At 35.8% G+C, this 23,417-nt stretch carries 19 protein-coding genes; 13 read left to right on the top strand and 6 right to left on the bottom strand.

Translation table 11 applies throughout. The annotated features are described in order from the left end of the window. The 4 genes from ACZ5CF_RS01070 to tsaB are packed head-to-tail and all read left to right on the top strand — an operon-like array spanning position 1 to position 4,463. Entirely contained in the window at positions 1 to 1,266 is a 1,266-nt protein-coding gene (locus ACZ5CF_RS01070; protein WP_464579793.1) for an ABC transporter permease, read from the top strand. Positions 1,267 to 1,313: 47 nt separating this feature from the next. Then, positions 1,314 to 2,429, top strand: coding sequence for an efflux RND transporter periplasmic adaptor subunit (locus ACZ5CF_RS01065; RefSeq protein WP_464579792.1), 1,116 nt, complete (start codon positions 1,314 to 1,316; stop codon positions 2,427 to 2,429). Positions 2,430 to 2,459: 30 nt separating this feature from the next. Beyond that, complete coding sequence (locus ACZ5CF_RS01060) at positions 2,460 to 3,779, top strand: TolC family protein (protein ID WP_464579791.1); 1,320 nt, start codon at positions 2,460 to 2,462, stop codon at positions 3,777 to 3,779. Between the two features lie 9 nt (positions 3,780 to 3,788). After that, complete coding sequence (gene tsaB, locus ACZ5CF_RS01055) at positions 3,789 to 4,463, top strand: tRNA (adenosine(37)-N6)-threonylcarbamoyltransferase complex dimerization subunit type 1 TsaB (RefSeq protein ID WP_464579789.1); 675 nt, start codon at positions 3,789 to 3,791, stop codon at positions 4,461 to 4,463. A 39-nt stretch (positions 4,464 to 4,502) separates the two neighbouring features. On the opposite strand, the gene ACZ5CF_RS01050 is transcribed toward tsaB, so the two are convergent. The 5 genes from ACZ5CF_RS01050 to ACZ5CF_RS01030 form a co-directional block, all read right to left on the bottom strand. Then, the gene (locus ACZ5CF_RS01050; protein ID WP_464579788.1) at positions 4,503 to 5,303 is read right to left on the bottom strand and encodes a mechanosensitive ion channel family protein; all 801 of its coding nucleotides are present in this window, start codon (positions 5,301 to 5,303) and stop codon (positions 4,503 to 4,505) included. A gap of 15 nt (positions 5,304 to 5,318) precedes the next feature. Beyond that, positions 5,319 to 5,684 (bottom strand): DUF1304 domain-containing protein, encoded by a 366-nt coding sequence (locus ACZ5CF_RS01045; protein WP_464579787.1) that lies wholly within the window; start codon positions 5,682 to 5,684, stop codon positions 5,319 to 5,321. Continuing rightward, positions 5,681 to 7,723, bottom strand: coding sequence for a thioredoxin domain-containing protein (locus tag ACZ5CF_RS01040; protein ID WP_464579785.1), 2,043 nt, complete (start codon positions 7,721 to 7,723; stop codon positions 5,681 to 5,683). Before ACZ5CF_RS01040 ends, ACZ5CF_RS01045 begins: the two co-directional genes overlap by 4 nt. A gap of 122 nt (positions 7,724 to 7,845) precedes the next feature. Beyond that, positions 7,846 to 8,046 (bottom strand): dodecin family protein, encoded by a 201-nt coding sequence (locus ACZ5CF_RS01035; RefSeq protein WP_464579784.1) that lies wholly within the window; start codon positions 8,044 to 8,046, stop codon positions 7,846 to 7,848. Positions 8,047 to 8,127: 81 nt separating this feature from the next. Continuing rightward, the gene (locus ACZ5CF_RS01030) at positions 8,128 to 9,024 is read right to left on the bottom strand and encodes a NifU family protein (protein ID WP_464579783.1); all 897 of its coding nucleotides are present in this window, start codon (positions 9,022 to 9,024) and stop codon (positions 8,128 to 8,130) included. 75 nt (positions 9,025 to 9,099) lie between these two features. On the opposite strand from ACZ5CF_RS01030, the gene ACZ5CF_RS01025 reads away from it, so the two are divergent. From ACZ5CF_RS01025 to ACZ5CF_RS01005, 5 genes are all read left to right on the top strand, one after another. Further along, positions 9,100 to 11,466, top strand: coding sequence for a choice-of-anchor L domain-containing protein (locus ACZ5CF_RS01025; protein WP_464579781.1), 2,367 nt, complete (start codon positions 9,100 to 9,102; stop codon positions 11,464 to 11,466). Positions 11,467 to 11,469: 3 nt separating this feature from the next. Further along, on the top strand, positions 11,470 to 12,438 hold the full coding sequence (locus ACZ5CF_RS01020; RefSeq protein ID WP_464579780.1) for a PorP/SprF family type IX secretion system membrane protein: 969 nt from the start codon (positions 11,470 to 11,472) through the stop codon (positions 12,436 to 12,438). 71 nt (positions 12,439 to 12,509) lie between these two features. Beyond that, on the top strand, positions 12,510 to 13,022 hold the full coding sequence (locus tag ACZ5CF_RS01015) for a gamma carbonic anhydrase family protein (protein WP_464579778.1): 513 nt from the start codon (positions 12,510 to 12,512) through the stop codon (positions 13,020 to 13,022). Positions 13,023 to 13,142: 120 nt separating this feature from the next. Beyond that, positions 13,143 to 14,024, top strand: coding sequence for an ACP S-malonyltransferase (gene fabD / locus ACZ5CF_RS01010; protein WP_464579777.1), 882 nt, complete (start codon positions 13,143 to 13,145; stop codon positions 14,022 to 14,024). Between the two features lie 140 nt (positions 14,025 to 14,164). Continuing rightward, complete coding sequence (locus ACZ5CF_RS01005; RefSeq protein WP_464579776.1) at positions 14,165 to 14,344, top strand: hypothetical protein; 180 nt, start codon at positions 14,165 to 14,167, stop codon at positions 14,342 to 14,344. A 46-nt stretch (positions 14,345 to 14,390) separates the two neighbouring features. Here the strand turns inward: ACZ5CF_RS01005 and ACZ5CF_RS01000 are convergent, their stop codons facing one another. Beyond that, entirely contained in the window at positions 14,391 to 14,582 is a 192-nt protein-coding gene (locus tag ACZ5CF_RS01000; protein WP_464579774.1) for a hypothetical protein, read from the bottom strand. Positions 14,583 to 14,892: 310 nt separating this feature from the next. Here ACZ5CF_RS01000 and ACZ5CF_RS00995 point away from each other — a divergent pair, with 310 nt between their 5' ends. The 4 genes from ACZ5CF_RS00995 to ACZ5CF_RS00980 all read left to right on the top strand — a co-directional run bounded on the left by ACZ5CF_RS00995 (position 14,893) and on the right by ACZ5CF_RS00980 (position 23,356). Then, entirely contained in the window at positions 14,893 to 20,106 is a 5,214-nt protein-coding gene (locus tag ACZ5CF_RS00995) for a beta strand repeat-containing protein (protein WP_464579773.1), read from the top strand. Positions 20,107 to 20,227: 121 nt separating this feature from the next. Next, a complete protein-coding gene (locus ACZ5CF_RS00990) occupies positions 20,228 to 21,100 on the top strand; it encodes a T9SS type B sorting domain-containing protein (RefSeq protein WP_464579772.1) in 873 nt (290 codons plus the stop codon). A 6-nt stretch (positions 21,101 to 21,106) separates the two neighbouring features. Beyond that, complete coding sequence (locus ACZ5CF_RS00985) at positions 21,107 to 22,084, top strand: PorP/SprF family type IX secretion system membrane protein (RefSeq protein ID WP_464579771.1); 978 nt, start codon at positions 21,107 to 21,109, stop codon at positions 22,082 to 22,084. A gap of 9 nt (positions 22,085 to 22,093) precedes the next feature. Beyond that, positions 22,094 to 23,356 carry an outer membrane protein assembly factor BamD gene (locus ACZ5CF_RS00980; RefSeq protein WP_464579769.1) on the top strand — a complete coding sequence of 421 codons (1,263 nt, stop codon included), beginning with the start codon at positions 22,094 to 22,096 and terminating at the stop codon, positions 23,354 to 23,356. Positions 23,357 to 23,417 lie beyond the last annotated feature (61 nt).

Below are 23,417 nucleotides of genomic sequence, written 5' to 3'. Positions count from 1 at the left end.
ATGAGATTTATATTTGATCGAGATACATGGCAAGAGATCTTCGGATCTATTAGAAAAAATAAAGTAAGAACAATTATAACTGTAATAGGGGTACTCTGGGGAATATTTATTTACATAGCCTTAGCGGGGTCTGCAAAAGGGTTAGACAATGGTTTTGAGAAGGCTTTTGAAACAGTAGCTATGAACAGTATGTTTGTTTGGGCTCAATCTACAAGTATGCCTTACGAAGGATTTAAAACAGGAAGATCGTTACAGTTAAAACTCAGTGATGCCGAAGTACTAAAAAATAGAGTTCCTGAGATTCAATACATTGCTCCTAGAAATGTAAGGGGTGTTTTTGGTGATGCTCCGGGCTTAATAGTTAGAGGACAAAAATCAGGTAATTACTCTGTTTATGGAGACTTTCCAGTATTTACTAAAATATCTACAAAAAAAATATATGACGGAGGTAGATTTATTAATGATGCAGATATAGAGCATGCCAGAAAAGTATGTGTAATTGGTGAAAGAACACAAGCAGAACTTTTTGATAAGGACGAAGACCCGATAGGAGAATATATTAGAATAGATAACGTGTATTTTCAGGTTGTAGGAGTTCACAAATTTGTGCCGGGAGGAGGTTTTGAGACTGATAGCGATATATTTATTCCGTTCTCTACTTTTAGAAAACTATATAATACAGGAGATAATGTAGGTTGGTTTTCTATAGCAGCTTATGATGATGTTGATGTTGTGCAAACAGAAAAAGATGTTAAAGCTGTTTTAAAAAGTATTCATAGAGTTCATCCTGATGATGAACGTGCCTTTGGCTCATTCAACTTAGGTGAAATATTTAACAGAATTATGGGCTTTGCTAAAGGGATGACATTCTTATCGCTTGTAGTAGGTATTGCTACCATTTTTGCCGGTGTTATTGGTATAGGTAATGTATTACTTATATCGGTTAAAGAACGCACCAAAGAACTAGGTATTAGAAGAGCTTTAGGTGCTACACCAAGAGAAGTTAAAGGGCAAATAATATTAGAGTCGGTTTTTTTAACTATAGTAGCAGGGATAGCAGGAATAATTTTAGGAGCAGCAGTTTTAGCGTTAATAAATAGACTCACAGAAGGGAATGATGATTTTCCATATGCTAACCCAACTGTTCCAATTCCTTACGTAATAGGTTCATTATTAATAATGGTTGTGTTGGGAACACTTATAGGGTTAATACCGGCACAGCGGGCCGTGAGTATAAAACCAATAGATGCCTTAAGAGAAGAATAATTAAAAATAACTAAATAACTAAAAAACCATAATCAAACCCATTAAAGATGAAAATTGTAAAATACATTGTAATAGCGCTTTTTGTTTTAGCTGCTTTATGGGCTGCAGCTTATTTTATTAAATCTAATAGTAAGCCTGCAATAACATTCGAAACAGAAACACCTTTTATTACTAGCATTGAGAAAAAAACAGTTGCAACCGGAAAGGTTGTTCCTGAAGAAGAAGTAGCTATCAAACCTCAAATTTCTGGGATAATAGAAAAAATTTATCAAAAAGAAGGCGATAAAGTTAAAGCAGGAGACTTAATAGCTAAAATTAAGGTTGTACCAAACGAGCAAGCATTAAATAGTGCTTTAGGACGTGTTAAAAATGCTCAAATAAACCTTAATAATATTACTATTGAGTACGAAAGAAATAAAAAACTGTTTGATAAAGGAGTAATTTCCAGCCAGGATTTTAATAATCTAAAATTGCAGTACGAACAAGCTAAACAAGAGCTAACCAATGCACAAGCAGATTATCAGATAATTAAAAAAGGATCTGCAGGAGGTTCTGCAAGTGCAAACACTAACATTCGTGCAACAGTGTCTGGTACTATTTTAGAGATCCCGGTAGAAGAAGGAGATCAGGTAATACAAAGTAATAACTTTAACGATGGTACTACTATTGCTACAATTGCCGACATGGGAAGAATGATTTTTGAAGGTAAAGTAGACGAAGCAGAAGTAGGTAAATTAAAAGTAGGAATGCCGTTAAAAATTAGCTTAGGAGCTATAGAAGATAAAGAGTTTGAAGCTACCTTAAAATTTATTGCCCCTAAAGGAAACGAAGAGCAAGGTGCTGTTCAGTTTAAGATAGAAGGTGATGTAAAATTAGATGAAAACGCATTTATTAGAGCCGGATATAGTGCAAACGCATCATTAGTTTTAGAACGTAAAGATAGTGTGTTGGCTATAAAAGAAGCATTACTACAATACGATAAAGAAGATAAACCTTATGTAGAGGTGCAAGTTGGAGATCAAAAATTTGAAAGAAGAGATGTAGAAATAGGAATATCTGATGGCATTAATGTAGAAATTATCTCTGGACTTACAGAAGAAGATAAAGTGAAAGTTTGGAACAAAACAGAGCCAGTAAAAAAGAGTGAGGAAGACGACGAATAAACCTAACTAATGCCTAAAAGCGTATTCATTATGAAACATAAAATTTTTGCAATACTTACACTTTCAATCTGTTTTGTTGGTTTTTCTCAGACAAAAAAATGGACATTAAGAGAGTGTGTAGATTATGCACTAGAAAATAACATATCTATAAAACAGTCTTATCTTAATCTAGAAAATGCCAATATAGATAAGTTAGATGCAATTGGAAATTTTATTCCATCACTAAATGCCAGATCAGGAGTTACAACTAGTACCGGTTTAAGCGTTAATGCTACCACCGGAGTGTTAGAAAATCAAATTCAAACATCAGTTTCCGGAAGCATATCTGCAAATTTAACTTTGTTTGACGGACTTAGAAACTTTAAGCAATTACAGCGTGCTAAATTGGCCAAATTGGCAGCACAATATCAATTAGACGATATGAAAGATGATATTGCGTTGTTTGTTGCTAATTCATACCTGCAAATATTATTTAACAGAGAGAATTTAAAAGTTGCCAAAGCGCAATACGCCGTAACAGAACAAGACCTAAAGCGTACTAAAGAGTTGGTTGATGCCGGTGTTGTTCCTAAAGGAGATTTGCTTGAGATTGAAGCTACAGCCGCTACGCAACAGCAGCAAATTATTAATGCCGAAAATGGCTTACGTTTGGCTAAAATATCGTTAGCACAGCTTTTACTTTTAGAAGATTATGAGAGTTTTGATGTTGCAGATTATGATTATTTAATGCCAGAATCAGATATTTTAAATAATAGTCCGAAAGCCATTTTTAATAAAGCACTTACTTTTAGAAACGATATTCAGTTATCTGAAACCAATGTAGCATTGGCTAAAAAAGATTTAGCTATTGCTAAAGGAGGGTTACTGCCTACACTTGGGGCATTTTTTAACTATAATACGCGTTACGTAGATAACGATCCGAGAGATTTTATAGATCAGCTTTATACCTACGATGGTATTAGTTACGGGTTGCAATTAAACATACCGGTTTTAAATGGGTTTGCAGCTAAAAACTCTGTAAAAAGAAGCCAAGTTGCTTTACAAAGAGCCGAGTTGCAATTTCAGCAAGATAAGTTAGATTTAGAAAACACCATTAATCAAGCATGGAATGATACTCGTGCTGCTATGCAAGCATACGAAGCTGCTGTAAAAACACTCGAAGCCAGAAAAGTGGCGTATGATTATGCCAAAGATCGTTTTGATGTTGGGTTAATGAATTCTTTTGATTTTAGCCAGGCTCAAGCAAGATTAGATAATGCTCAAGCAGAAGTAATCAGAGCTAAATACGATTATATATTTAAATTAAAAGTTTTAGAATTTTATTTTGGTATTCCGATTGATGAGCTTTAAAATTGCAGTATGACTCATATTCTTTGCCTAGAAACAGCAACAACTAACTGCTCTGTTAGTGTTGCAAGAAACGGAGAAATAATTGCTTTAGTAGAGCAAAACGAAAAAGGATATTCGCATTCAGAAAACTTACACATATTTATACAAGAAGCGCTCAATAGCGCTTCTTTAGCGTTAAATGATTTAGATGCTGTTGCTATAAGTAAAGGCCCCGGCTCTTACACAGGTTTACGTATAGGAGTGTCTGCAGCTAAAGGACTCTGTTATGGTTTAGAAATACCTTTAATAGCTATACCAACCTTAACGTTGTTAGCTCAAAAGCTAACAGCAGAAAGTGGTTATATAATACCAATGCTTGATGCTAGAAGATTAGAAGTTTACACAGCTGTTTTTAGCAGCAACAAAGAAATGATAAAAGATACTTGGGCAGAAGTCTTAACCGAAAACTCTTTCAATGAGTATTTAACCAAAGATAAAGTGCATTTTATTGGTAATTGTATTGATAAAGCACAAACAGTTATACAGCATGAAAACGCGATTTTTTTTGAAAGTAATAGCTATCCGTCTGCTCAAGAAATGGGGCAATTAGCACAAGCTAAATTTTTAGCACAACAATTTGAAGATGTGGCTTATTTTGAACCGTATTATTTAAAAGATTTTGTTGCCAATAAATCCAAAAAATAATTGATATAAAAGTAAAAAGGCGAGCATTGCTCGCCTTTTTTATTTTTTAATTGCAACTTGATGTGGGTACGGGATTTCTATGTTATTTGCATCAAATTCGGTTTTTATTTGTTCTAAAATCTCAAAATGACAACTCCAAAAATCTTCATTTTTAGCCCAAAATCGCAACGATAAATTAACCGAACTATCTGCTAACTCACTAACTACAACTTGCGGTGCGGGATCTTTTAAAACTTTAGGGTTAGAAGTGGCAAGTTGTATTAAAATATCTTTAGCCTTTTTCAAGTCAGAATCATACCCAATACCAATAACAATATTGTCTCTTCTGGTAGGCTCAGAGCTGTAGTTTATAACCCTATCATTAGATAGTTTTCCGTTTGGTATAATAATTAACTCATTAGAAGCCGTTGTGAGTACAGTATTAAAAATTCCGATTTCTTTAACGGTACCGCTACTACTTTGCGCTTCAATAAAATCGCCAACCTTAAAGGGTTTTAAAACTAAAATAAGCACCCCTCCGGCAAAATTAGACAAAGAACCTTGCAAGGCCATTCCTATAGCTAATCCGGCAGCAGCAATTATGGCTGCAAATGAAGTAGTTTCAATTCCTAACTTGGCTGCAACCATTATAAAGAGTAAAATTTTTAATGACCAGTTAAGTAGATTAATTAAAAACTTACTTAAGGTAGGTTCTATATTTTTTTTCTCTAAAACCTTTTTGGTTACGTTTAAAGTGTTAGCAATAATAATTAATCCTAATACTAAAATTATGGTTGCGGCAAGTACATTTGTTCCGTAAAGTTTAACAGCATTTGTAATGTTGTCAATTACAGTATCCATAAATAATCTTTGTTTTTAAATTAAGGTTAGTATTATGGTTATAATAGCAGGTAACGCTTGAATATAAAAAATTTTACTTTTTTTAGTAGATATGCTTCCATAAATACCGGCAACGCTAACGCATAACAAGAAAAAAAGTGAAATATTTAAAGACCACTCATGATTTTTAATAAACAAACTCCATAGTAATCCAGCAGCTAAAAAACCATTGTAAAGCCCTTGATTTGCAGCTAAAACCTTAGTGCTATCAGCATATTCTTTAGAAGATAAGCTAAATGTTTTAATACCTTTTGGAGTGTTCCATAAAAACATTTCGAGCACTAAAAAATATAAGTGCAAAAGAGCAATCATTATAATCAAAACAGTTATAATTGTACTCATAGCTTAGTGTTTATTTGTTTTATAGCTTCTTGTACAGTACTTACGGGAAGCTTACAAGTATTATTTACACAAACATAAATTAGAGTTTGGTTTTCTACGTATTTGTTGTCTAGTAAGTACATTTTAGATGGGGTGGTGCTACCCACAATTAGTTTGTTAGGTATGTACTTTTTGTTTAGTTCTTTAACTAACTTTTTTGCATTTGAGCCCACCACAGCAATCTCATAGAAACTACCTATAAAATTACTCATGGCAAATAACCAGTTACTGTGACTTGAAGGGAATGATAAAATATCATTCTTCATATTGTTAATCATTTTTTCGGAGGTTTTTAAATATGATTCGTTTCCAAAAAAATGACTGAGTTTAAAAAGATTGTTTGCCATTATAGAGTTTGATGAAGGAATAACATTATCTAACTTCTCTATGCTTCTGCTTACTAAAGCATCATCTTCATCAGAAGTAAAATAAAAAAGGTGTGTTCTGTCATCAAAAAAATGATCAAAAGTATAGTTTGTTAAATCTCTTGCATGGTTTAGCCATTTTGGGTCTAATGTTATTTCATATAAGCTAATAAAAGCATCTATAACAGCAGCATAATCTTCTAAATAACCGTTAATGGTACTTTTACCGTTTTTATAGGAATGATACAATCCGCCATCTGATTTTAATTGGTGCTTAACAATAAATTCTGCGTTTTTTAATGCAATATCAAGGTGTTTTTTTGATTCAAATACTTTGTAGGCATCTGTATAAGCCTTGAGCATTAGAGCATTCCATGAGGTTAGTGATTTATCGTCTAACCTGGGTTTTGCTCTTTTCTCTCTGGCTTGCAAAAGAGTTTTTTTCCAGGAAGCCACTTTATTGTTAAGTTGATTTACTGTGATGTTAAATTCTGAGGCAATTTCAGTATCGGGTTTAGTTTTAATAAGTACATAATTACCGTGCTCCCAAATACCGAAATCGTTTATGTTATAGTAAGATATAAAAATCTGAAAATCATCTTTTAATAATGTTTTTAGCTCATTTTGATTCCATACATAATATGCCCCTTCATGAAGTTCGCCACTGGCAATCTCACTATCGGCATCTAAAGAAGAATAGAATGCTCCGTCTGGGTTTGTAAGTTCGGTTTCTACAAAAGAAAGTGTTTCTGTAACTATTTGTTTATAAAGTGTGTTTTTGGTTAACGAGTAGGCATTAGCATACAATGAAACCAATAATGCATTGTCGTAAAGCATTTTTTCAAAATGCGGAATGTGCCATCGGTTATCAACAGAATATCTGGCAAAACCACCACCTATCTGATCGTAAATACCGCCATTAGCCATTTTGGTAAGCGTTAGGTTTACATGATTTAACAAAGCACTATCTTGAGTTTGGTATGCATAACGAAGTAGAAAACTATAGTTAGAAGGCATCATAAATTTTGGAGCACCTTTAGTACCACCATACACGGTATCTAAACGAGATTGCCATTTTGTAAGAGCACTATCTATTTCTTGTTTGGTAAATGAGGGTTTGTTGGGGTTTACAGCAACCATGTCTAACTGCTTAATTCCTTTTTCAAGATTAGTTGCATATTCCAATACTTTTTCGGGGTTTTCTGTATAAACTTTTTGGAGCTCTTTTAATACATTTAACCAATCTTCTTTTTTAAAGTAAGTGCCGCCCCAAAAAGGTCTTCCGTCTGGTAATGTTACAACATTTAATGGCCACCCTCCAGAACCTGTCATAAGCTGTACAGCATTCATATAAACTTGGTCAATGTCCGGGCGTTCTTCTCTATCTACTTTTATGCAAACAAAATGCTTGTTCATAAAAGCAGCTACTTCTTCATCTTCAAAACTTTCTTTTTCCATTACATGACACCAATGGCATGCAGCATAACCAATACTTACTATAATGGGTTTATTTTCTTTTTTTGCTTGTTCTAAAGCATCTTTCCCCCAAGGTTGCCAATTAACAGGGTTATGGGCATGTTGAAGTAAATATGGGCTGGTTTCGTTTACCAGTTTGTTGGTGTATTTGTGCTTCATTTCAGTGTTACAACTAAAAAATAAAATTAATAAGATAATAGAGGCAGTAATTTTTAAGATGTTCATATTTGTAATAAAAAAGCACCCTCACAAAGGGTGCTAAGTATTTTTAAAGGGTTAAATTAATCTACTTCAAATGTAATTTTTACATTAACTCTATACTCGTCTATTTCTCCATTGCTTACGGTAACGCTTTGTTCGTTAACATAAGCAGAACGAATATTTTTTATGGTCTTTGATGCTTCTTTTACTGCTTTTTTTGTAGCATCTTCCCAACTTTCCTTAGAATTTGCTAAGATTTCTATTACTTTTAAAACGGCCATAACGATATATTTTTGGTTACAGTTAAATTTACTTTTTTTATTGCAGTTTTAAAAATATATCGCGGTAAACTTAATAGCTATTTAACCGTTAATAGCAACTACTTCAGAAATCTTATTTCCCATCATGTTTTTAAGCATGGTTTCTATACCGTTTTTTAATGTAATGGTAGATGATGGACAACCACTACAAGCCCCTTGTAATACTACTTCTACAGTTTTAGTTTCTTGATTGTACGATTTAAACATAATGTTACCACCATCGCTGGCAACAGCCGGTTTTACATACTCATCTAAAATAGCAATAATCTCTTTAGAGGTTTCATCTTGTGGTTCTGTAGATGAATTAAGTTGCTCTGTTTTAGTCTGGTTAGAGTAGATAGCTTCTGTTACAACTTCTTTTCCATCTGCTAAAAAGGCTCTAATATGTTCTCTGAGCTCCATTGTAACATCGGTCCACTCAACTATATCATATTTAGTAATAGACAAGTAGTTTTCGTCTATAAAAACCTCTTTTACAAATGGAAAATGAAAAAGAGATTGCGCCAAAGGAGAATGTTTGGCTTCTTCAATATTTTTAAATTCAAAAACTTGCGGAACAATCTTTTTGTTCACTACAAACTTCATAACTGTTGGGTTAGGTGTACTCTCTGCATACACAGTTATAGGAGTTTGTTTTTTAGCAGTTTCTTCTAAAATTATAGGTTTTCCGGCATTTAAATAGGCTTGTATTTGTTGAGCTACTTCATCTTGCACATCTGGCCACTCTACAATATTATAGCGCTCTATGGCTATAAAATTTCCCGAAATAAAAACGGTTTTAACAAAGGGTAAATAAAACAATTGTTGTGCTAAAGGAGAGTTTTTAGCTTCGTCAATATTTTTATATTCGTAGCTTTGTTTTGTAAGAAATTTATTAGCTTCAAACTTAATAATTGTCGGGTTTTGAGTAGCTTTTATAGAAATTGTAAGGGTGTCCATTTATCGAATTTTTCGCAAAAATACGAAACAAAACCGATGTAATTTCTATATTTGATATGCCCTTTAATCAAAACCATGAGAAAAAACTACTTTCTCTTCATATTGCTATGTGCTTTTTTTAACCTCAAAGCGCAAATAACTGTAACCGACAATACACATTCTGTACAACAGTTGGTAGAGCAGGTTTTGGTTAATTCTACATGCGCACAAACATCTAATTACAGTAGTTTTACCGGTACAGCGCAAGGGTTCAACGGGATAGGTTATTTTGAAAGAAATAGCGCCGATTTTCCCTTTGAGAGTGGTATTGTTTTAAGTACCGGAAAAGCAATAGATGCTATAGGACCTAACGAAACAGATTTAAGCTCAGGAAATGCTGCTTGGGCAGGCGATACAGATTTGCAAACTATTACAGGTACAACAAGCACTTTTAATGCTTCGTACATACAGTTTGACTTTGTCCCGTTGGCAAATACAATGAGCTTTGATTTTATTTTTGCTTCAGAAGAGTATATGCCCAATTTTCAATGTAAATTTTCAGATGTATTTGCATTTATATTGACTGATTCTCACGGGGTTTCTAGAAATTTAGCCGTAATTCCGGGAACAAATACACCAATAAAAGTAACTACAGTTCACGGTGCTTTAACAGAAGGAGATTGCCAAGAGCCTATAAACGAAGAATATTTTGATACGTATAACGACCCTATTTTATCAGCAACTAATTATAACGGACAAACTGTACCGTTAACTGCAAGTGCAGAGGTAATCCCGGGAGAAACTTATACCATAAAATTAGTTATAGCAGATGATATTGATTGGAATTTTGATTCTGCTGTTTTTCTTGCTGCAGGTAGTTTTAACATCACAGGCAGCTTAGGAGAAGATAGAACAATAGCTAACGGGAACCCATTGTGTAACGGTGAAACCTTGGTTTTAGACACCGGAACAGATAGCTCAGGGACATATGAATGGAAAAGAAACGGTATTGTACTACCAAGCGAAACAGCAAGCACGTTAACAGTTACTCAACCGGGTATATACCAGGTAAACTTTACACTGGGTAATGGTTGTCAAGGATCAGACGAAATAATTATAGAATATACCGGAGGACCCACACTTGCTACATTACCTGAAATTGTGCAATGTGAAGCAGATTCTGATGGTAAAGAATGGTTTGATTTATCTGATGTAACGTCAGATCTCACTTCAGACAGTTCGGTTACTATAGCTTTCTACGAGTCGGCAGCCGATGTAACTGCACAAACACCAATAGCTAACACTACCAACTATCAGAACAAAACAAACCCTCAAACCCTAATTGTAGAAGCAACTTCTGAGTATGGTTGTAAAAGTTATACCAATATTACATTACGAGTGGCTACATTCCCAAGAATAAACTTTTCGCCAAGTTCACTTGTAGTTTGTGATTCAGATTTTGATGGTATCGCTATGTTTGATTTAACCAGCAAAGAAAATGAAATTATAAATGGACAAAACAATGTTGCGCTATCATACTTTACAACCAGAGATGGAGCAGCAGAAAACGACAGCTCTAAACAAATAATTAACTCTGTAAGTTATACTAATACAACAGCATTTTCAGAAACAATTTATGTTAGAGCAGAAGCACAGACAACAAATTGCTTTTACATTTTGCCATTACAATTGCAAGTAAACTTACCTCCAAAAGCTACTTTGCAAGAGCAATATTTTGTGTGTTTAGACGAATATAATATGCCAATTTCCGGGAATACAGTTTTAGATACCGGTTTACAAAATGCAGATTATACTTTTGAGTGGTATAACGGAACGCAAGTAAATGCTAATAATTTAATTGTTGGAGCTACTGAAAGCACCTATCAAACTTCTATAACCGGTCACTACACTGTTAGGGTAATAGATAATGTTTCTTTATGCAAAAAAACATTCACTACAGAAATTATACCTGCATATCCGGCACAAGATTTTAATGCAGTCGTTACATCAAAAGCATTTTCAGGTAGTCAAGTAATAGAAGCAACAGTTACAGGTAATGGGTCTTATGTGTTTTCTTTAAACGGAGGCGCTCCTCAAGAGTCAGGAATTTTTACTAATGTTCCACCGGGAGAGCACGTTGTTACTGTATCAGATACTCAAGGGTGCAGTAGCCAATCTATAACTGTAATGGTAATAGATTTTCAGAGGTTTTTTACACCAAATGGAGACGGTGTAAATGATTATTGGGATATTTTTAAAGGGTTAGATGTTCCGGACGACGCTATTGTTTATATATTTGACAAGTTTGGAAAACTATTAAAACAACTAACAAAGCATACTAAAGGCTGGGATGGAACGTTTAATGGTATAAGCTTACCATCCAGTGATTACTGGTTTAGTATAGTGTATACAGAAGATAATGTTAAAAAAGAAATTAAGGGGCATTTTACCCTTAAACGATAATTTATGACCAAGTTTAAAATTGCAGCCCTGTTCTCCCTACTTGTCTCCAACTTTAGTTTTTCGCAAGAAGGACTTCCGGTGTATTTTGATTATCTGTCTGATAATTATTACCTAATACATCCGGCAATGGCAGGTGCCGGCAGAGGGGGTAAAATTAGGCTTACAGCCAGAAAACAATGGTTTGATGTAGATAGAGCTCCCAGTTTACAAACATTAAACGGGCACATGCGCATTAACGATAGAAGTGGTGCAGGAATTATACTGTTTAACGACAGAAATGGGTATCACTCACAAGCCGGCTTTAAACTAACCTATGCACATCATTTAATGTTTTCAGATGAACGTGCCTTAAACCAACTATCTTTTGGGTTAAGCGCCGGAATGATACAAAGTAGTTTAGACGAATCAGATTTTATTTCTATCATACCCGATGCAGCAATATCCGGGGCAGATAATACCGTTAGCTATTTCAATGTAGATTTAGGAGTATCGTACCATTTCTTAGAATTTTACGCACATCTTACAGTTAAAAACCTATTAGGTAGTGGTAGAGATTTATACACTGCACAAGAATTTGATAATTTAAGAAGATATTTAGCTTCTGTAGGATACGTTTTTGGTAGGCAAGAATGGCAAATAGAGCCTTCAATTTTATTTCAGCTAACAGAATTTACCGAAGAAAAAGCAGCAGATTTCAATATTAAAGTTTACAGAGACGTAGCTTTTGGTAAAGTTTGGGGTGGTTTATCGTACAGAAGAAGCTTCGATGGTCCACCAGAATTAAACGAACTACAATTATTTACACCCATTTTAGGCGTAAACGTAAAAAACTTCATGTTTGCCTACACCTATTCATATCAAACAGGAGATATAAGGTTTGATGACGGGGGCTTTCATCAAATAACAATAGGGTACGATTTTCTTCAACCGGAAAAACGTTACGATTGTAAATGCCCGGCTGTTAATTACTAATTTATCTTACCACAAGTATAGCCTATTTTTTGCTACATTGCACCATCAACTTTTTTTAATACTTTATACAGATGATTATTAAAAAAGTAAATGGTAAAGAACCACAATTTGGTGAAGATTGTTTTATTGCAGATAATGCAACCGTTGTAGGAGATGTTATAATGGGCAATCAGTGCAGCATATGGTTTAATGCCGTAGTGAGAGGAGATGTACACTATATAAAAATGGGAAACAAAGTAAACGTGCAAGATGGTGCAGTTATACATGGCACATACCAAAAAGCACCTACAACCATAGGCAACAACGTTTCTATAGGACATAATGCAATAGTGCACGGGTGTACCATTCATGATAATGTGTTAATAGGTATGGGCGCAATCGTTATGGATAATTGTGTAGTAGAATCAAACTCAATCATAGCTGCAGGTGCTGTTGTACCTCAAAATACGCATATTCCTTCCGGTACTATTTTTGGTGGAGTTCCGGCAAAAAAACTTAAAGATATAAGTAAAGAACTAACCGAAGGAGAAATAAACCGTATCGCAAACAACTACGTGTTGTATTCAAGCTGGTTTAAAGATTAGGGTGTTCCGGCAAAGCCGTCGGGCTTTACGCGCTACACGGTAGCTTGCTTCAATCCCTAACACAAAACTTTCCTAAAAGCAATTAATAATTGTTATTTTTGCGCAAACAAAACGCAATATATGAACGCATATGTTTTTCCCGGTCAAGGAGCTCAATATACAGGAATGGGCTTAGACCTTTACGAAAAATTTCCGGTAGCTCAAGAGCTGTTTGAAAACGCAAACCAAATTTTAGGATTTGCCATTACAGACATTATGTTTGAAGGTTCTGCAGAAGATCTTAAGCAAACAAAGGTAACCCAGCCGGCTATATTTTTACATTCTGTTATTTTAAGCAAAGTAATGGGCAAGGCTTTTAAACCAGACATGGTTGCCGGTCATTCATTAGGTGAATTCTCTGCCTTGGTTGCTAACGGAACATTAAATTTTGAAGACGGACTACAATTAGTGTATAAAAGAGCATTAGCCATGCAAAAAGCTTGCGAAATCAAACCAAGCACCATGGCTGCTGTTTTAGGATTAGACGATGAGGTTGTAGAGCAAGTTTGTAACAGTATAGAAGGGGTAGTAGTACCTGCTAACTATAATTGCCCTGGGCAGCTGGTTATTTCGGGAGAGGTAGAAGCCATTAATAAAGCCTGTGAAGTACTTAAAGAAAAAGGTGCCAGAAGAGCTTTGGTTTTACCTGTTGGTGGAGCTTTCCACTCTCCACTTATGGAGCCTGCTCGCGAAGAGTTAGCACAAGCAATAGAGCAAACTAAATTTAGCACACCTACGTGCCCAATATACCAAAATGTTACTACTACGGCAGTAACCAATCCGGATGAAATTAAAAATAACTTAATTGCGCAATTAACTGCACCGGTTAAATGGACTCAATCTGTTCAGCAAATGGTATCAGATGGTGCTACAAACTTTATAGAAGTAGGCCCTGGAAAAGTGCTTCAAGGATTGGTTAAAAAAATCCACAGAGAAGCACAAGTAAGTTCAGCCGAAGTTTAAATAAAGAATAGGCTACAATATTTTAAAGCCCTGATTTTTCAGGGCTTTATTTGTTAAAAAAAGTTAATTTTTTTTAAATCATAATCAGAATTTTATTTTAAATCGTACATAAAATAAAGTACTAACCAAAAAAGTTAATTATGAAAAGAATTCCAGTATTACTAGCATTACTTTTCACGTTGTCTGTTGTATCTTTTAGTTGTAGAGAAAAAAAAGATACTAGTGATAAAATAGAAGAGGCCGTGGAGGAAGTAGGTGATGAATTAGAAGACGGCACAGAAGAAATAGAAGAAGAGGTAGAAGATGCAATAGATAATTAAAAATAAAAAAGGCTCAAAAACTTGAGCCTTTTTTCATTAAACAAACTTACCTACTTAAAATACATTCTTCACTTGATTTTATTTCGCCATAATAGGTTTCTCTGTATTTGTGTATAGTTTTAAAAGGAATATTTAAAAACTTCTTTTTTATATATACCACTCTGGCATTTAGCATTCCCATTTTTTTATGATAGTACTTTTCAAACTTAGATGTTCTAGATACTGTTATAAATTTCATACTTAATTGTTTTTATAACATGATAAAAAAATGAGTTAACTCTCCAAAAATAGCCTGTTAAAAAATGTTAAAACACTTTTGAGCTTATTGTTATTTAATGGTTAAACAAGAGTCATTTCGTTTAAATAAAGTATAAAATCGGTAAAGAGAATAAAATTCGCATAGAATAAATTAGTTGATTATCAAGTTTTTGCTATTTTTAAATACCCAAATGTTCCCATCTCAAAACAAACTATTTCTAAGCCCCCTAATTAATAGCCGTTTTGTTTACCCCAAAAGCTACTTTACCTACGGGTATAATTTTTTATAGATGAATAAAATATTTAAGAAATTAACTTTTGGAATTTTAATTCTTTTTATTGGAGTAATTAAAATTTCAGCACAAGTAGTTATAGACGATCCCCAAGTTAACGAAGACACAGGAACTATCACTTTTACAGTTAGTTCTGTATTAGCTATTGTTGGGGACGTAGATTATGCTTCTTCAGATGGTACAGCCATTGCTGGTTCAGACTATACGTCTGTGTCAGGAACCCTAACTTTCACAGGTATAGCTAATGAGTCGTTTACTATTAACGTACCTATAACTGTTGATACAATTTTAGAACCCAACGAAACCTTTCTCATTACACTTTCTAATCCAACAGGAACCGTAACCATATCTGATGCTTCCGGAACAGGAACCATAACAAATGACGATACGGCAAGTATAGCGATAAACAGTCCTGTGGCAGTAACCGAAGGCAGCAATGTTGTGTTTACGGTAACCTTAGCAGGAGCAGTACAGGGTGGTTTTACGGTAGACTATGCAACGGCCGATGGTTCAGCCACGGCAGGGAGTGATTACACCTCGGATAGCGGACAGTTATCCTTTACGGGTACCAGCGGAGAAACGCAAACCATTACAATAACTACAACCGATGATAGTTTGGTAGAAGGTGTAGAGACCTTTGTAACCAACTTAAGCAATGCAAGCGTAGGTATAACTATAAGCACCCCACAGGGCACGGGTACGCTTAATGATAATGATACGGCAAGTATAGCGATAAACAGTCCTGTGGCAGTAACCGAAGGCAGCAATGTTGTGTTTACGGTAACCTTAACAGGAGCAGTACAGGGTGGTTTTACGGTAGACTATGCAACGGCCGATGGTTCAGCCACGGCAGGGAGTGATTACACCTCGGATAGCGGACAGTTATCCTTTACGGGTACCAGCGGAGAAACGCAAACCATTACAATAACTACAACCGATGATAGTTTGGTAGAAGGTGTAGAGACTTTTGTAACCAACTTAAGCAATGCAAGCGTAGGCGTAACTATAAGCACCCCACAGGGCACGGGTACGCTTAATGATAATGATACGGCAAGTATAGCGATAAACAGTCCTGTGGCAGTAACCGAAGGCAGCAATGTTGTGTTTACGGTAACCTTAACAGGAGCAGTACAGGGTGGTTTTACGGTAGACTATGCAACGGCCGATGGTTCAGCCACGGCAGGGAGTGATTACACCTCGGATAGCGGACAGTTATCCTTTACGGGTACCAGCGGAGAAACGCAAACCATTACAATAACTACAACCGATGATAGTTTGGTAGAAGGTGTAGAGACTTTTGTAACCAACTTAAGCAATGCAAGCGTAGGCGTAACTATAAGCACCCCACAGGGCACGGGTACGCTTAATGATAATGATACGGCAAGTATAGCGATAAACAGTCCTGTGGCAGTAACCGAAGGCAGCAATGTTGTGTTTACGGTAACCTTAACAGGAGCAGTACAGGGTGGTTTTACGGTAGACTATGCAACGGCCGATGGTTCAGCCACGGCAGGGAGTGATTACACCTCGGATAGCGGACAGTTATCCTTTACGGGTACCAGCGGAGAAACGCAAACCATTACAATAACTACAACCGATGATAGTTTGGTAGAAGGTGTAGAGACTTTTGTAACCAACTTAAGCAATGCAAGCGTAGGCGTAACTATAAGCACCCCACAGGGCACGGGTACGCTTAATGATAATGATACGGCAAGTATAGCGATAAACAGTCCTGTGGCAGTAACCGAAGGCAGCAATGTTGTGTTTACGGTAACCTTAACAGGAGCAGTACAGGGTGGTTTTACGGTAGACTATGCAACGGCCGATGGTTCAGCCACGGCAGGGAGTGATTACACCTCGGATAGCGGACAGTTATCCTTTACGGGTACCAGCGGAGAAACGCAAACCATTACAATAACTACAACCGATGATAGTTTGGTAGAAGGTGTAGAGACTTTTGTAACCAACTTAAGCAATGCAAGCGTAGGCGTAACTATAAGCACCCCACAGGGCACGGGTACGCTTAATGATAATGATACGGCAAGTATAGCGATAAACAGTCCTGTGGCAGTAACCGAAGGCAGCAATGTTGTGTTTACGGTAACCTTAACAGGAGCAGTACAGGGTGGTTTTACGGTAGACTATGCAACGGCCGATGGTTCAGCCACGGCAGGGAGTGATTACACCTCGGATAGCGGACAGTTATCCTTTACGGGTACCAGCGGAGAAACGCAAACCATTACAATAACTACAACCGATGATAGTTTGGTAGAAGGTGTAGAGACTTTTGTAACCAACTTAAGCAATGCAAGCGTAGGCGTAACTATAAGCACCCCACAGGGCACGGGTACGCTTAATGATAATGATACGGCAAGTATAGCGATAAACAGTCCTGTGGCAGTAACCGAAGGCAGCAATGTTGTGTTTACGGTAACCTTAACAGGAGCAGTACAGGGTGGTTTTACGGTAGACTATGCAACGGCCGATGGTTCAGCCACGGCAGGGAGTGATTACACCTCGGATAGCGGACAGTTATCCTTTACGGGTACCAGCGGAGAAACGCAAACCATTACAATAACTACAACCGATGATAGTTTGGTAGAAGGTGTAGAGACTTTTGTAACCAACTTAAGCAATGCAAGCGTAGGCGTAACTATAAGCACCCCACAGGGCACGGGTACGCTTAATGATAACGATACGGCCGGATATACCGTTAATCCAACATCGTTAACAATTGGTGAGAATGGCGGGCAAGGCACTTTTACGGTAGTATTAACGGCACAGCCGGAAACTAATGTTGTTTTTTCAATTTCAAATAGTAATCCCTCAGAAGGTTCAATTTCTACAAATACATTAACATTTACAACGGCTAATTGGAATGCACCACAGCCTGTAACTGTTACCGGGATTGATGATAATATAGATAGGGACGGAGATAGTACAACTATCACTGTTTCTGTGAATGATGCGGCTTCAGATGATGCTTTTGATGCGCTTGCTAACCAAGTTGTATCAGTTACTTTTGCAGACGATGATGCAGCAGATATTACAGTAACGCCTACAAATCTTACTATTGCAGAAAATGGTGGGACAGATACTTTTAGTGTAGTTTTAGATACTCAGCCTATTTCTGATGTTGTCTTTACTATACAATCTAGTGATACGGCAGAAGGTACGGTATCACCATCAACAATAACATTTACTCCGAGTAACTGGAATACACCTCAAGATGTTACAGTAACAGGTGTTAATGACAATATTGATCGTGAAGATGACAGCGCTACAATTACAGTAGCAGTAGATGATGCTGCATCAGATGACGCTTTTGATGGGCAATCGGTTGCAGTAGCCGTTGTCTTTACCGATGATGATGATGCCGGAATAAATTTAGTTCCAACAACATTAACAATAAATGAAAATGGAGGAAGTGATACATTTCAGGTTTCCTTAACAAGCGAACCCCTTTCTGCAGTTAATCTAACAATTACTTCGTCTGACACTAATGAAGGTACTGTAGATGTAAGTACTATGAGTTTTAATTCGGGTAATTGGAACATCCCTCAAACAGTAATTGTATCTGGAGTAGATGACAGTATAGACAGAGAAAATGATACAGCAATCATAACTGTTTCTGTGGTGAATGCAACATCAGATGATGCTTTTGACGGGGAGTCTGAAGATGTAACAGTTACTTTTACAGATGATGATGAAGCAAGTTTTACAGTTGTACCAACCAGTCTTACTGTTAATGAAAACAATGGTACAGGTTCATTCACGGTTGTTTTAGATACTCAACCCGTGTCTAATGTTGTATTCTTAGTACAATCTAGTGATACAGCAGAAGGAACGGTATCACCATCAACATTAACATTCACTCCATCTAACTGGGATACTCCACAATCTGTAACTGTTACAGGAGTAGATGATAATTTTGTAAGAGCTGGAGACACAACAATAATTACAATTGCAGTTGTAGATGCAAGTTCGGATGATGAGTTTGATTCGCTTGCTAACCAAACAGTTACAGTTACTTTTAACGATAATGATGTTGCCGGAGTGACTATTAATCCGTTAAGTCTTACAATAGATGAAAACGGAGGGTCTGACACTTTTACAATATTATTGAATACGGAACCTTTAAACGATGTGGTTTTTGATATAGCATCTAGCAATACTGCAGAAGCTACCGTATTACCTTTGTCGGTTACTTTTACAAATGCTAATTGGAACACACCTCAAACCATAACTGTTACAGGGCAAGACGACAGTATAGATAGAGAAGGAGATACTGCAATAATTACAGTAAACAGTAATAACACCTTAACAACAGACAATGCCTACGACAATATTACTGAATCGGTTACAGCCACATTTACAGATGACGATGAGGCAGATATAACGCTAAGCAGAACAGCTTTTACATTAAATGAAAATGGTGGTTCTGGTACATTTACTGTGGTTTTAGATACACAACCAACCGGAAATGTGGTGGTTAATGTTTCATCAGGAAGTCCATCAGAAGGGACTGTCTCACCTTCAAACATAACGTTTACTCCAAGTAATTGGAACACGCCACAAACAATTACTGTTACAGGAGTTAACGACAATATAGATAGAGACGGAGATACTACAATTATAACTGTTTCTGTAGCATCTGCACCAAGCGGTAGTGCTTTTGTGGGTATTTCTAAAACGGTAACGGTAACTTTTTCTGATGATGATGGAGTGGGCCTTACGGTAGATCCTACTTTATTATCTGTAAATGAAAATGGGGGCACCGGCACATTTAATGTAGTTTTAGATACTGAGCCGGTTAATTTGGTAGTTGTAGATGTTTTTTCTAATAATGAATCAGAAGGCACAGTAAATATTTCATCACTAACATTTACTCCAAGTAATTGGAATACACCACAAACAGTTACAGTTACCGGAGTAAACGATAACTTAGATAGAGACGGTGATACAGCAGTTATAACTGTTCAAGTAAACGACACAGAAACATTAGATAATACATACGATGGGCTTCAGGAAACGGTTGAAGTTACATTTATAGATGACGATTCTGCCGGAATTACTGTTACTCCAACTTCTTTAACTATAAATGAAAATGGCGGTACCGGAACATTCACAGTAGTTTTAAACACCCAAATTTCTAAAAATGTAGTTTTATGTTGCATCAACAAACAATGCAGAAGGTACAGCAAGCCCTAATGTATTAACGTTTACTGCAGCTACATGGAATACACCTCAAACAGTAACAGTTACCGGTGTTAACGATAATATAGACAGAGACGGTGACTCGGTAGCTATTATTATTGCGGTAGATAACCCATTGTCTGAAGACACCTATAATGGTATTTCTGAAACAGTAACTGTAACTTTTATAAATGATGATGTTGATAGTGATAATGATGGATTGTTTGATGAAGAAGAAGAAGCATTGGGAACAGACCCTAATGATCCCGATACAGATGATGATGGTTTAACTGATGGCGATGAAGTAAATAACGATACAAATCCATTAGATGCTTGCGATCCGGATGTAAATCATCCTAATTGTGCTCAAGAAGTAGATATTGCAATTACTAAAGAAGCCAGTACAACAACACCAATATTTAATGAGCAGGTTACGTTCACTATTACTGCCCAAAATTTAGCCCTCCGAATAGCCAATAACATTGTAATTAGCGAAGTAATAGAAACAGGTTTTGTTTATGTTTCGCATACAGAAACCTCCGGTGTATATGATTCTGTAGATGGTACGTGGAATATTGCAAGCCTTGCAAGTGGTGAAACAGCTTCGCTAACTATAACTGTTACAGTTTTAGAAGCCGGTAATTCCACTAACACAGCACAACTTACATCTGTAACACCATTAGATGAAAACCCACAGAATGATACCGCTACTGTAACGCTTATTCCAAGAGGAGAAGATTGTGGTAAGGTATATAATATTTTTTCACCTAATGGTGATGGCACTAACGATACTCTTACAATAGAATGTATTCTTGATTTTCCGGAAAGCACATTCGAGGTTTTTAATAGATACGGAAATAAAGTTTATAGTGCTCAGGGGTATAAAAACGACTGGGACGGTTCTTTAAACAACAATGGAAATCCATTACCTATAGGAACCTATTTTTATGTACTTGATTTAGGAGACGGCACACCGGCACTAAACGGATGGATTCAGATAATTAGATAAGTGTTTATGATACAACAAACTACAACTACGCTACTAAAAGTTGTAAGCACAACATTTTTTTGTTTTGTGTTGCATATTGGTTTTGCACAAAACGAGCCTCAATACACGCAATACATGTTTAATATTGGTAGTTTTAATCCTGCATATGTTGGTACAGTACCAAAAACAGAAGCAACGTTGCTGTACAGAACACAATGGGTAGGTATAGACGGAGCACCAAACACACAAAATTTTACATTAAATTTTCCTTTTTCTAATAAAAAAATGGGCTTAGGGCTTCATGTTTTGCGCGACGCAATTGGTCCTGCTACTCAAACATTTTTTAACGCGTCATATGCTTATATAATTCAAACCTCAGACGATGTTAGAATTTCATTCGGAATAGATGCCGGAGGATCAATGTTAGATATAGATTTAACTAAAGGTGAGTTTGAAAACGATAATGATAATGCCGCTAATTTGGTCCCACAAAATACATTTTATCCAACCGTAGGAGCAGGTATTTTTATGTATGCTAATAATTGGTATTTAGGGCTTTCGGCTCCTAACTTTCTTAGCACAGAAACTTTTGATGAAGAAGTAGCTACGGTTGTAGATGACAACATTCAAGTGAATGCAATTGCAGGATATGTTTTCGATTTATCGTCTTCACTAAAATTTAAGCCTGCTGTTATGGCACACTTTTTAAAAGCTTCTCCGGTTTCATTTAATTTATCGGCTAATTTTTTATATGCCGAAAAATTTATGCTAGGGGCGTCGTACAGAGTAGAAAACGCTTTTAGCGGAGTTGCCGGATTTCAGGTATCAGACGGTGTATTTATAGGGTATGCTTACGATTATACAACCACTGCATTAAATCAGTTTAGTTCTGGTTCTCACGAAATTATTTTAAAAATTGGTTTTGGTGCTGCCACATCAAACACCCCGTCTTCTAAAGGAGATAGAGGAAAACCAAAACAAATACAAACCCCAAGATTTTTTTAAGACCATATAATGAAAAAAACGATACTTTTTATAACACTTGTTTTAATTGCCAATGTTGTACTAGCGCAACGCTCTTTTTCTAATAAAGGAGATAGATTTTATTTTGAGCTAAAATTTGAAAAAGCTGTAATTGAGTACAACAAGATTGCTACAAAACAACCTTTAACTAAAGAGCAACAGGTTAATTTAGCCGATTCTTACTACAAAATAAAAAATTACAAAAAAGCATACGAGATTTATAATAGGCTTTACCAAGATGATAATGCTTTATCTACTTCAGATTATAATAAACTGTTACAATGTTTACTTAAAACTAAAGGTGTAAGCGCAGTAAAACAATTAATGCAAGAGCGAAAAGACTTTTTTTCTGAAACACTACTAAATAATGCAATCAGTAATTTTGATTTATTAGAAAACTACCCTGATAGTTTACCTGTTTTTACTATAACTAAAACAACGATAAACAGTAGAGGATTAGATTTTGCTCCTGCTTTTTATAATGATTTTTTACTTTACACAAGCAGTAAGAATACAAGTTATAAAACATTGTATGAACCAGCTAATGAACCTTTTTTAGATATTTATCAGGCAGAACTTTCTGCAAACGGAAAACTATCAAACAGTAAGTTGTTTGCATTAATACCCAACTCTCCTTTTCACGAAGCAACACCGCATTATGCTGTTGGTTTGCAACAAGTTTTCTATTCGGCTTCTAATAAAAATGGAAAAAACCTTGAATTTAATAGTGAAGGAATTAATGCAATGTCCATTAAAGCTGTGCAAGTAAACAAACCCAATTCGGCCCCAAGAACATTTTTAAAAGATTTAGGAGTATCCTTTTATTATCCGTTTTACGATGCAGAAAACAGTATACTTTATTTTTGCGCAAACTTACCTGACTCGTATGGAGGAACGGATATTTATTATGTATTTATAAACTCAGACCAAATAATGTCTAAACCCATAAACTTGGGGCCTAATATAAACACTCCCGGTAATGAAGTTGCGCCTTATGTGTTTAATAATGAATTATATTTTTCTTCTGATATTTTTTATGGTTTAGGAGGGATGGATGTTTATAAAGCACCTATTTTAGAAGAGTTAAAGTATGGGCCACCAGTAAATTTAGGTCCGACAATTAACACTGCTTTTGATGAATTTGGATTTATAATTAAAAAACAAGCAGATAATAAATATTTTGGCTTTCTGTCCTCAAACAGAAAAGGAGGTTTAGGAAAAGATGATATTTATGGGTTTACCTTAATAAAATAACAACTCATTATAATAAAAAAGGCTGCCTTTTAGGCAGCCTTTTTTTGCAATTATAATTAAC

The organism is Lutaonella thermophila (assembly GCF_055387725.1).
The sequence above is the reverse complement of the archived record's forward strand: the minus strand, read 5'-3'. Positions and strand labels throughout refer to the sequence as shown.

What these genes read in the sequence shown, in the direction of transcription:
- ACZ5CF_RS01070 (WP_464579793.1), top strand. Translation starts at nt 1, where the DNA reads ATGAGATTTATATTTGATCGAGATACATGGCAAGAGATCTTCGGATCT.
- ACZ5CF_RS01065 (WP_464579792.1), top strand. Translation starts at nt 1,314, where the DNA reads ATGAAAATTGTAAAATACATTGTAATAGCGCTTTTTGTTTTAGCTGCT.
- ACZ5CF_RS01060 (WP_464579791.1), top strand. Translation starts at nt 2,460, where the DNA reads ATGAAACATAAAATTTTTGCAATACTTACACTTTCAATCTGTTTTGTT.
- tsaB (WP_464579789.1), top strand. Translation starts at nt 3,789, where the DNA reads ATGACTCATATTCTTTGCCTAGAAACAGCAACAACTAACTGCTCTGTT.
- ACZ5CF_RS01050 (WP_464579788.1), bottom strand. Translation starts at nt 5,303, where the DNA reads ATGGATACTGTAATTGACAACATTACAAATGCTGTTAAACTTTACGGA.
- ACZ5CF_RS01045 (WP_464579787.1), bottom strand. Translation starts at nt 5,684, where the DNA reads ATGAGTACAATTATAACTGTTTTGATTATAATGATTGCTCTTTTGCAC.
- ACZ5CF_RS01040 (WP_464579785.1), bottom strand. Translation starts at nt 7,723, where the DNA reads ATGAAGCACAAATACACCAACAAACTGGTAAACGAAACCAGCCCATAT.
- ACZ5CF_RS01035 (WP_464579784.1), bottom strand. Translation starts at nt 8,046, where the DNA reads ATGGCCGTTTTAAAAGTAATAGAAATCTTAGCAAATTCTAAGGAAAGT.
- ACZ5CF_RS01030 (WP_464579783.1), bottom strand. Translation starts at nt 9,024, where the DNA reads ATGGACACCCTTACAATTTCTATAAAAGCTACTCAAAACCCGACAATT.
- ACZ5CF_RS01025 (WP_464579781.1), top strand. Translation starts at nt 9,100, where the DNA reads ATGAGAAAAAACTACTTTCTCTTCATATTGCTATGTGCTTTTTTTAAC.
- ACZ5CF_RS01020 (WP_464579780.1), top strand. Translation starts at nt 11,470, where the DNA reads ATGACCAAGTTTAAAATTGCAGCCCTGTTCTCCCTACTTGTCTCCAAC.
- ACZ5CF_RS01015 (WP_464579778.1), top strand. Translation starts at nt 12,510, where the DNA reads ATGATTATTAAAAAAGTAAATGGTAAAGAACCACAATTTGGTGAAGAT.
- fabD (WP_464579777.1), top strand. Translation starts at nt 13,143, where the DNA reads ATGAACGCATATGTTTTTCCCGGTCAAGGAGCTCAATATACAGGAATG.
- ACZ5CF_RS01005 (WP_464579776.1), top strand. Translation starts at nt 14,165, where the DNA reads ATGAAAAGAATTCCAGTATTACTAGCATTACTTTTCACGTTGTCTGTT.
- ACZ5CF_RS01000 (WP_464579774.1), bottom strand. Translation starts at nt 14,582, where the DNA reads ATGAAATTTATAACAGTATCTAGAACATCTAAGTTTGAAAAGTACTAT.
- ACZ5CF_RS00995 (WP_464579773.1), top strand. Translation starts at nt 14,893, where the DNA reads ATGAATAAAATATTTAAGAAATTAACTTTTGGAATTTTAATTCTTTTT.
- ACZ5CF_RS00985 (WP_464579771.1), top strand. Translation starts at nt 21,107, where the DNA reads ATGATACAACAAACTACAACTACGCTACTAAAAGTTGTAAGCACAACA.
- ACZ5CF_RS00980 (WP_464579769.1), top strand. Translation starts at nt 22,094, where the DNA reads ATGAAAAAAACGATACTTTTTATAACACTTGTTTTAATTGCCAATGTT.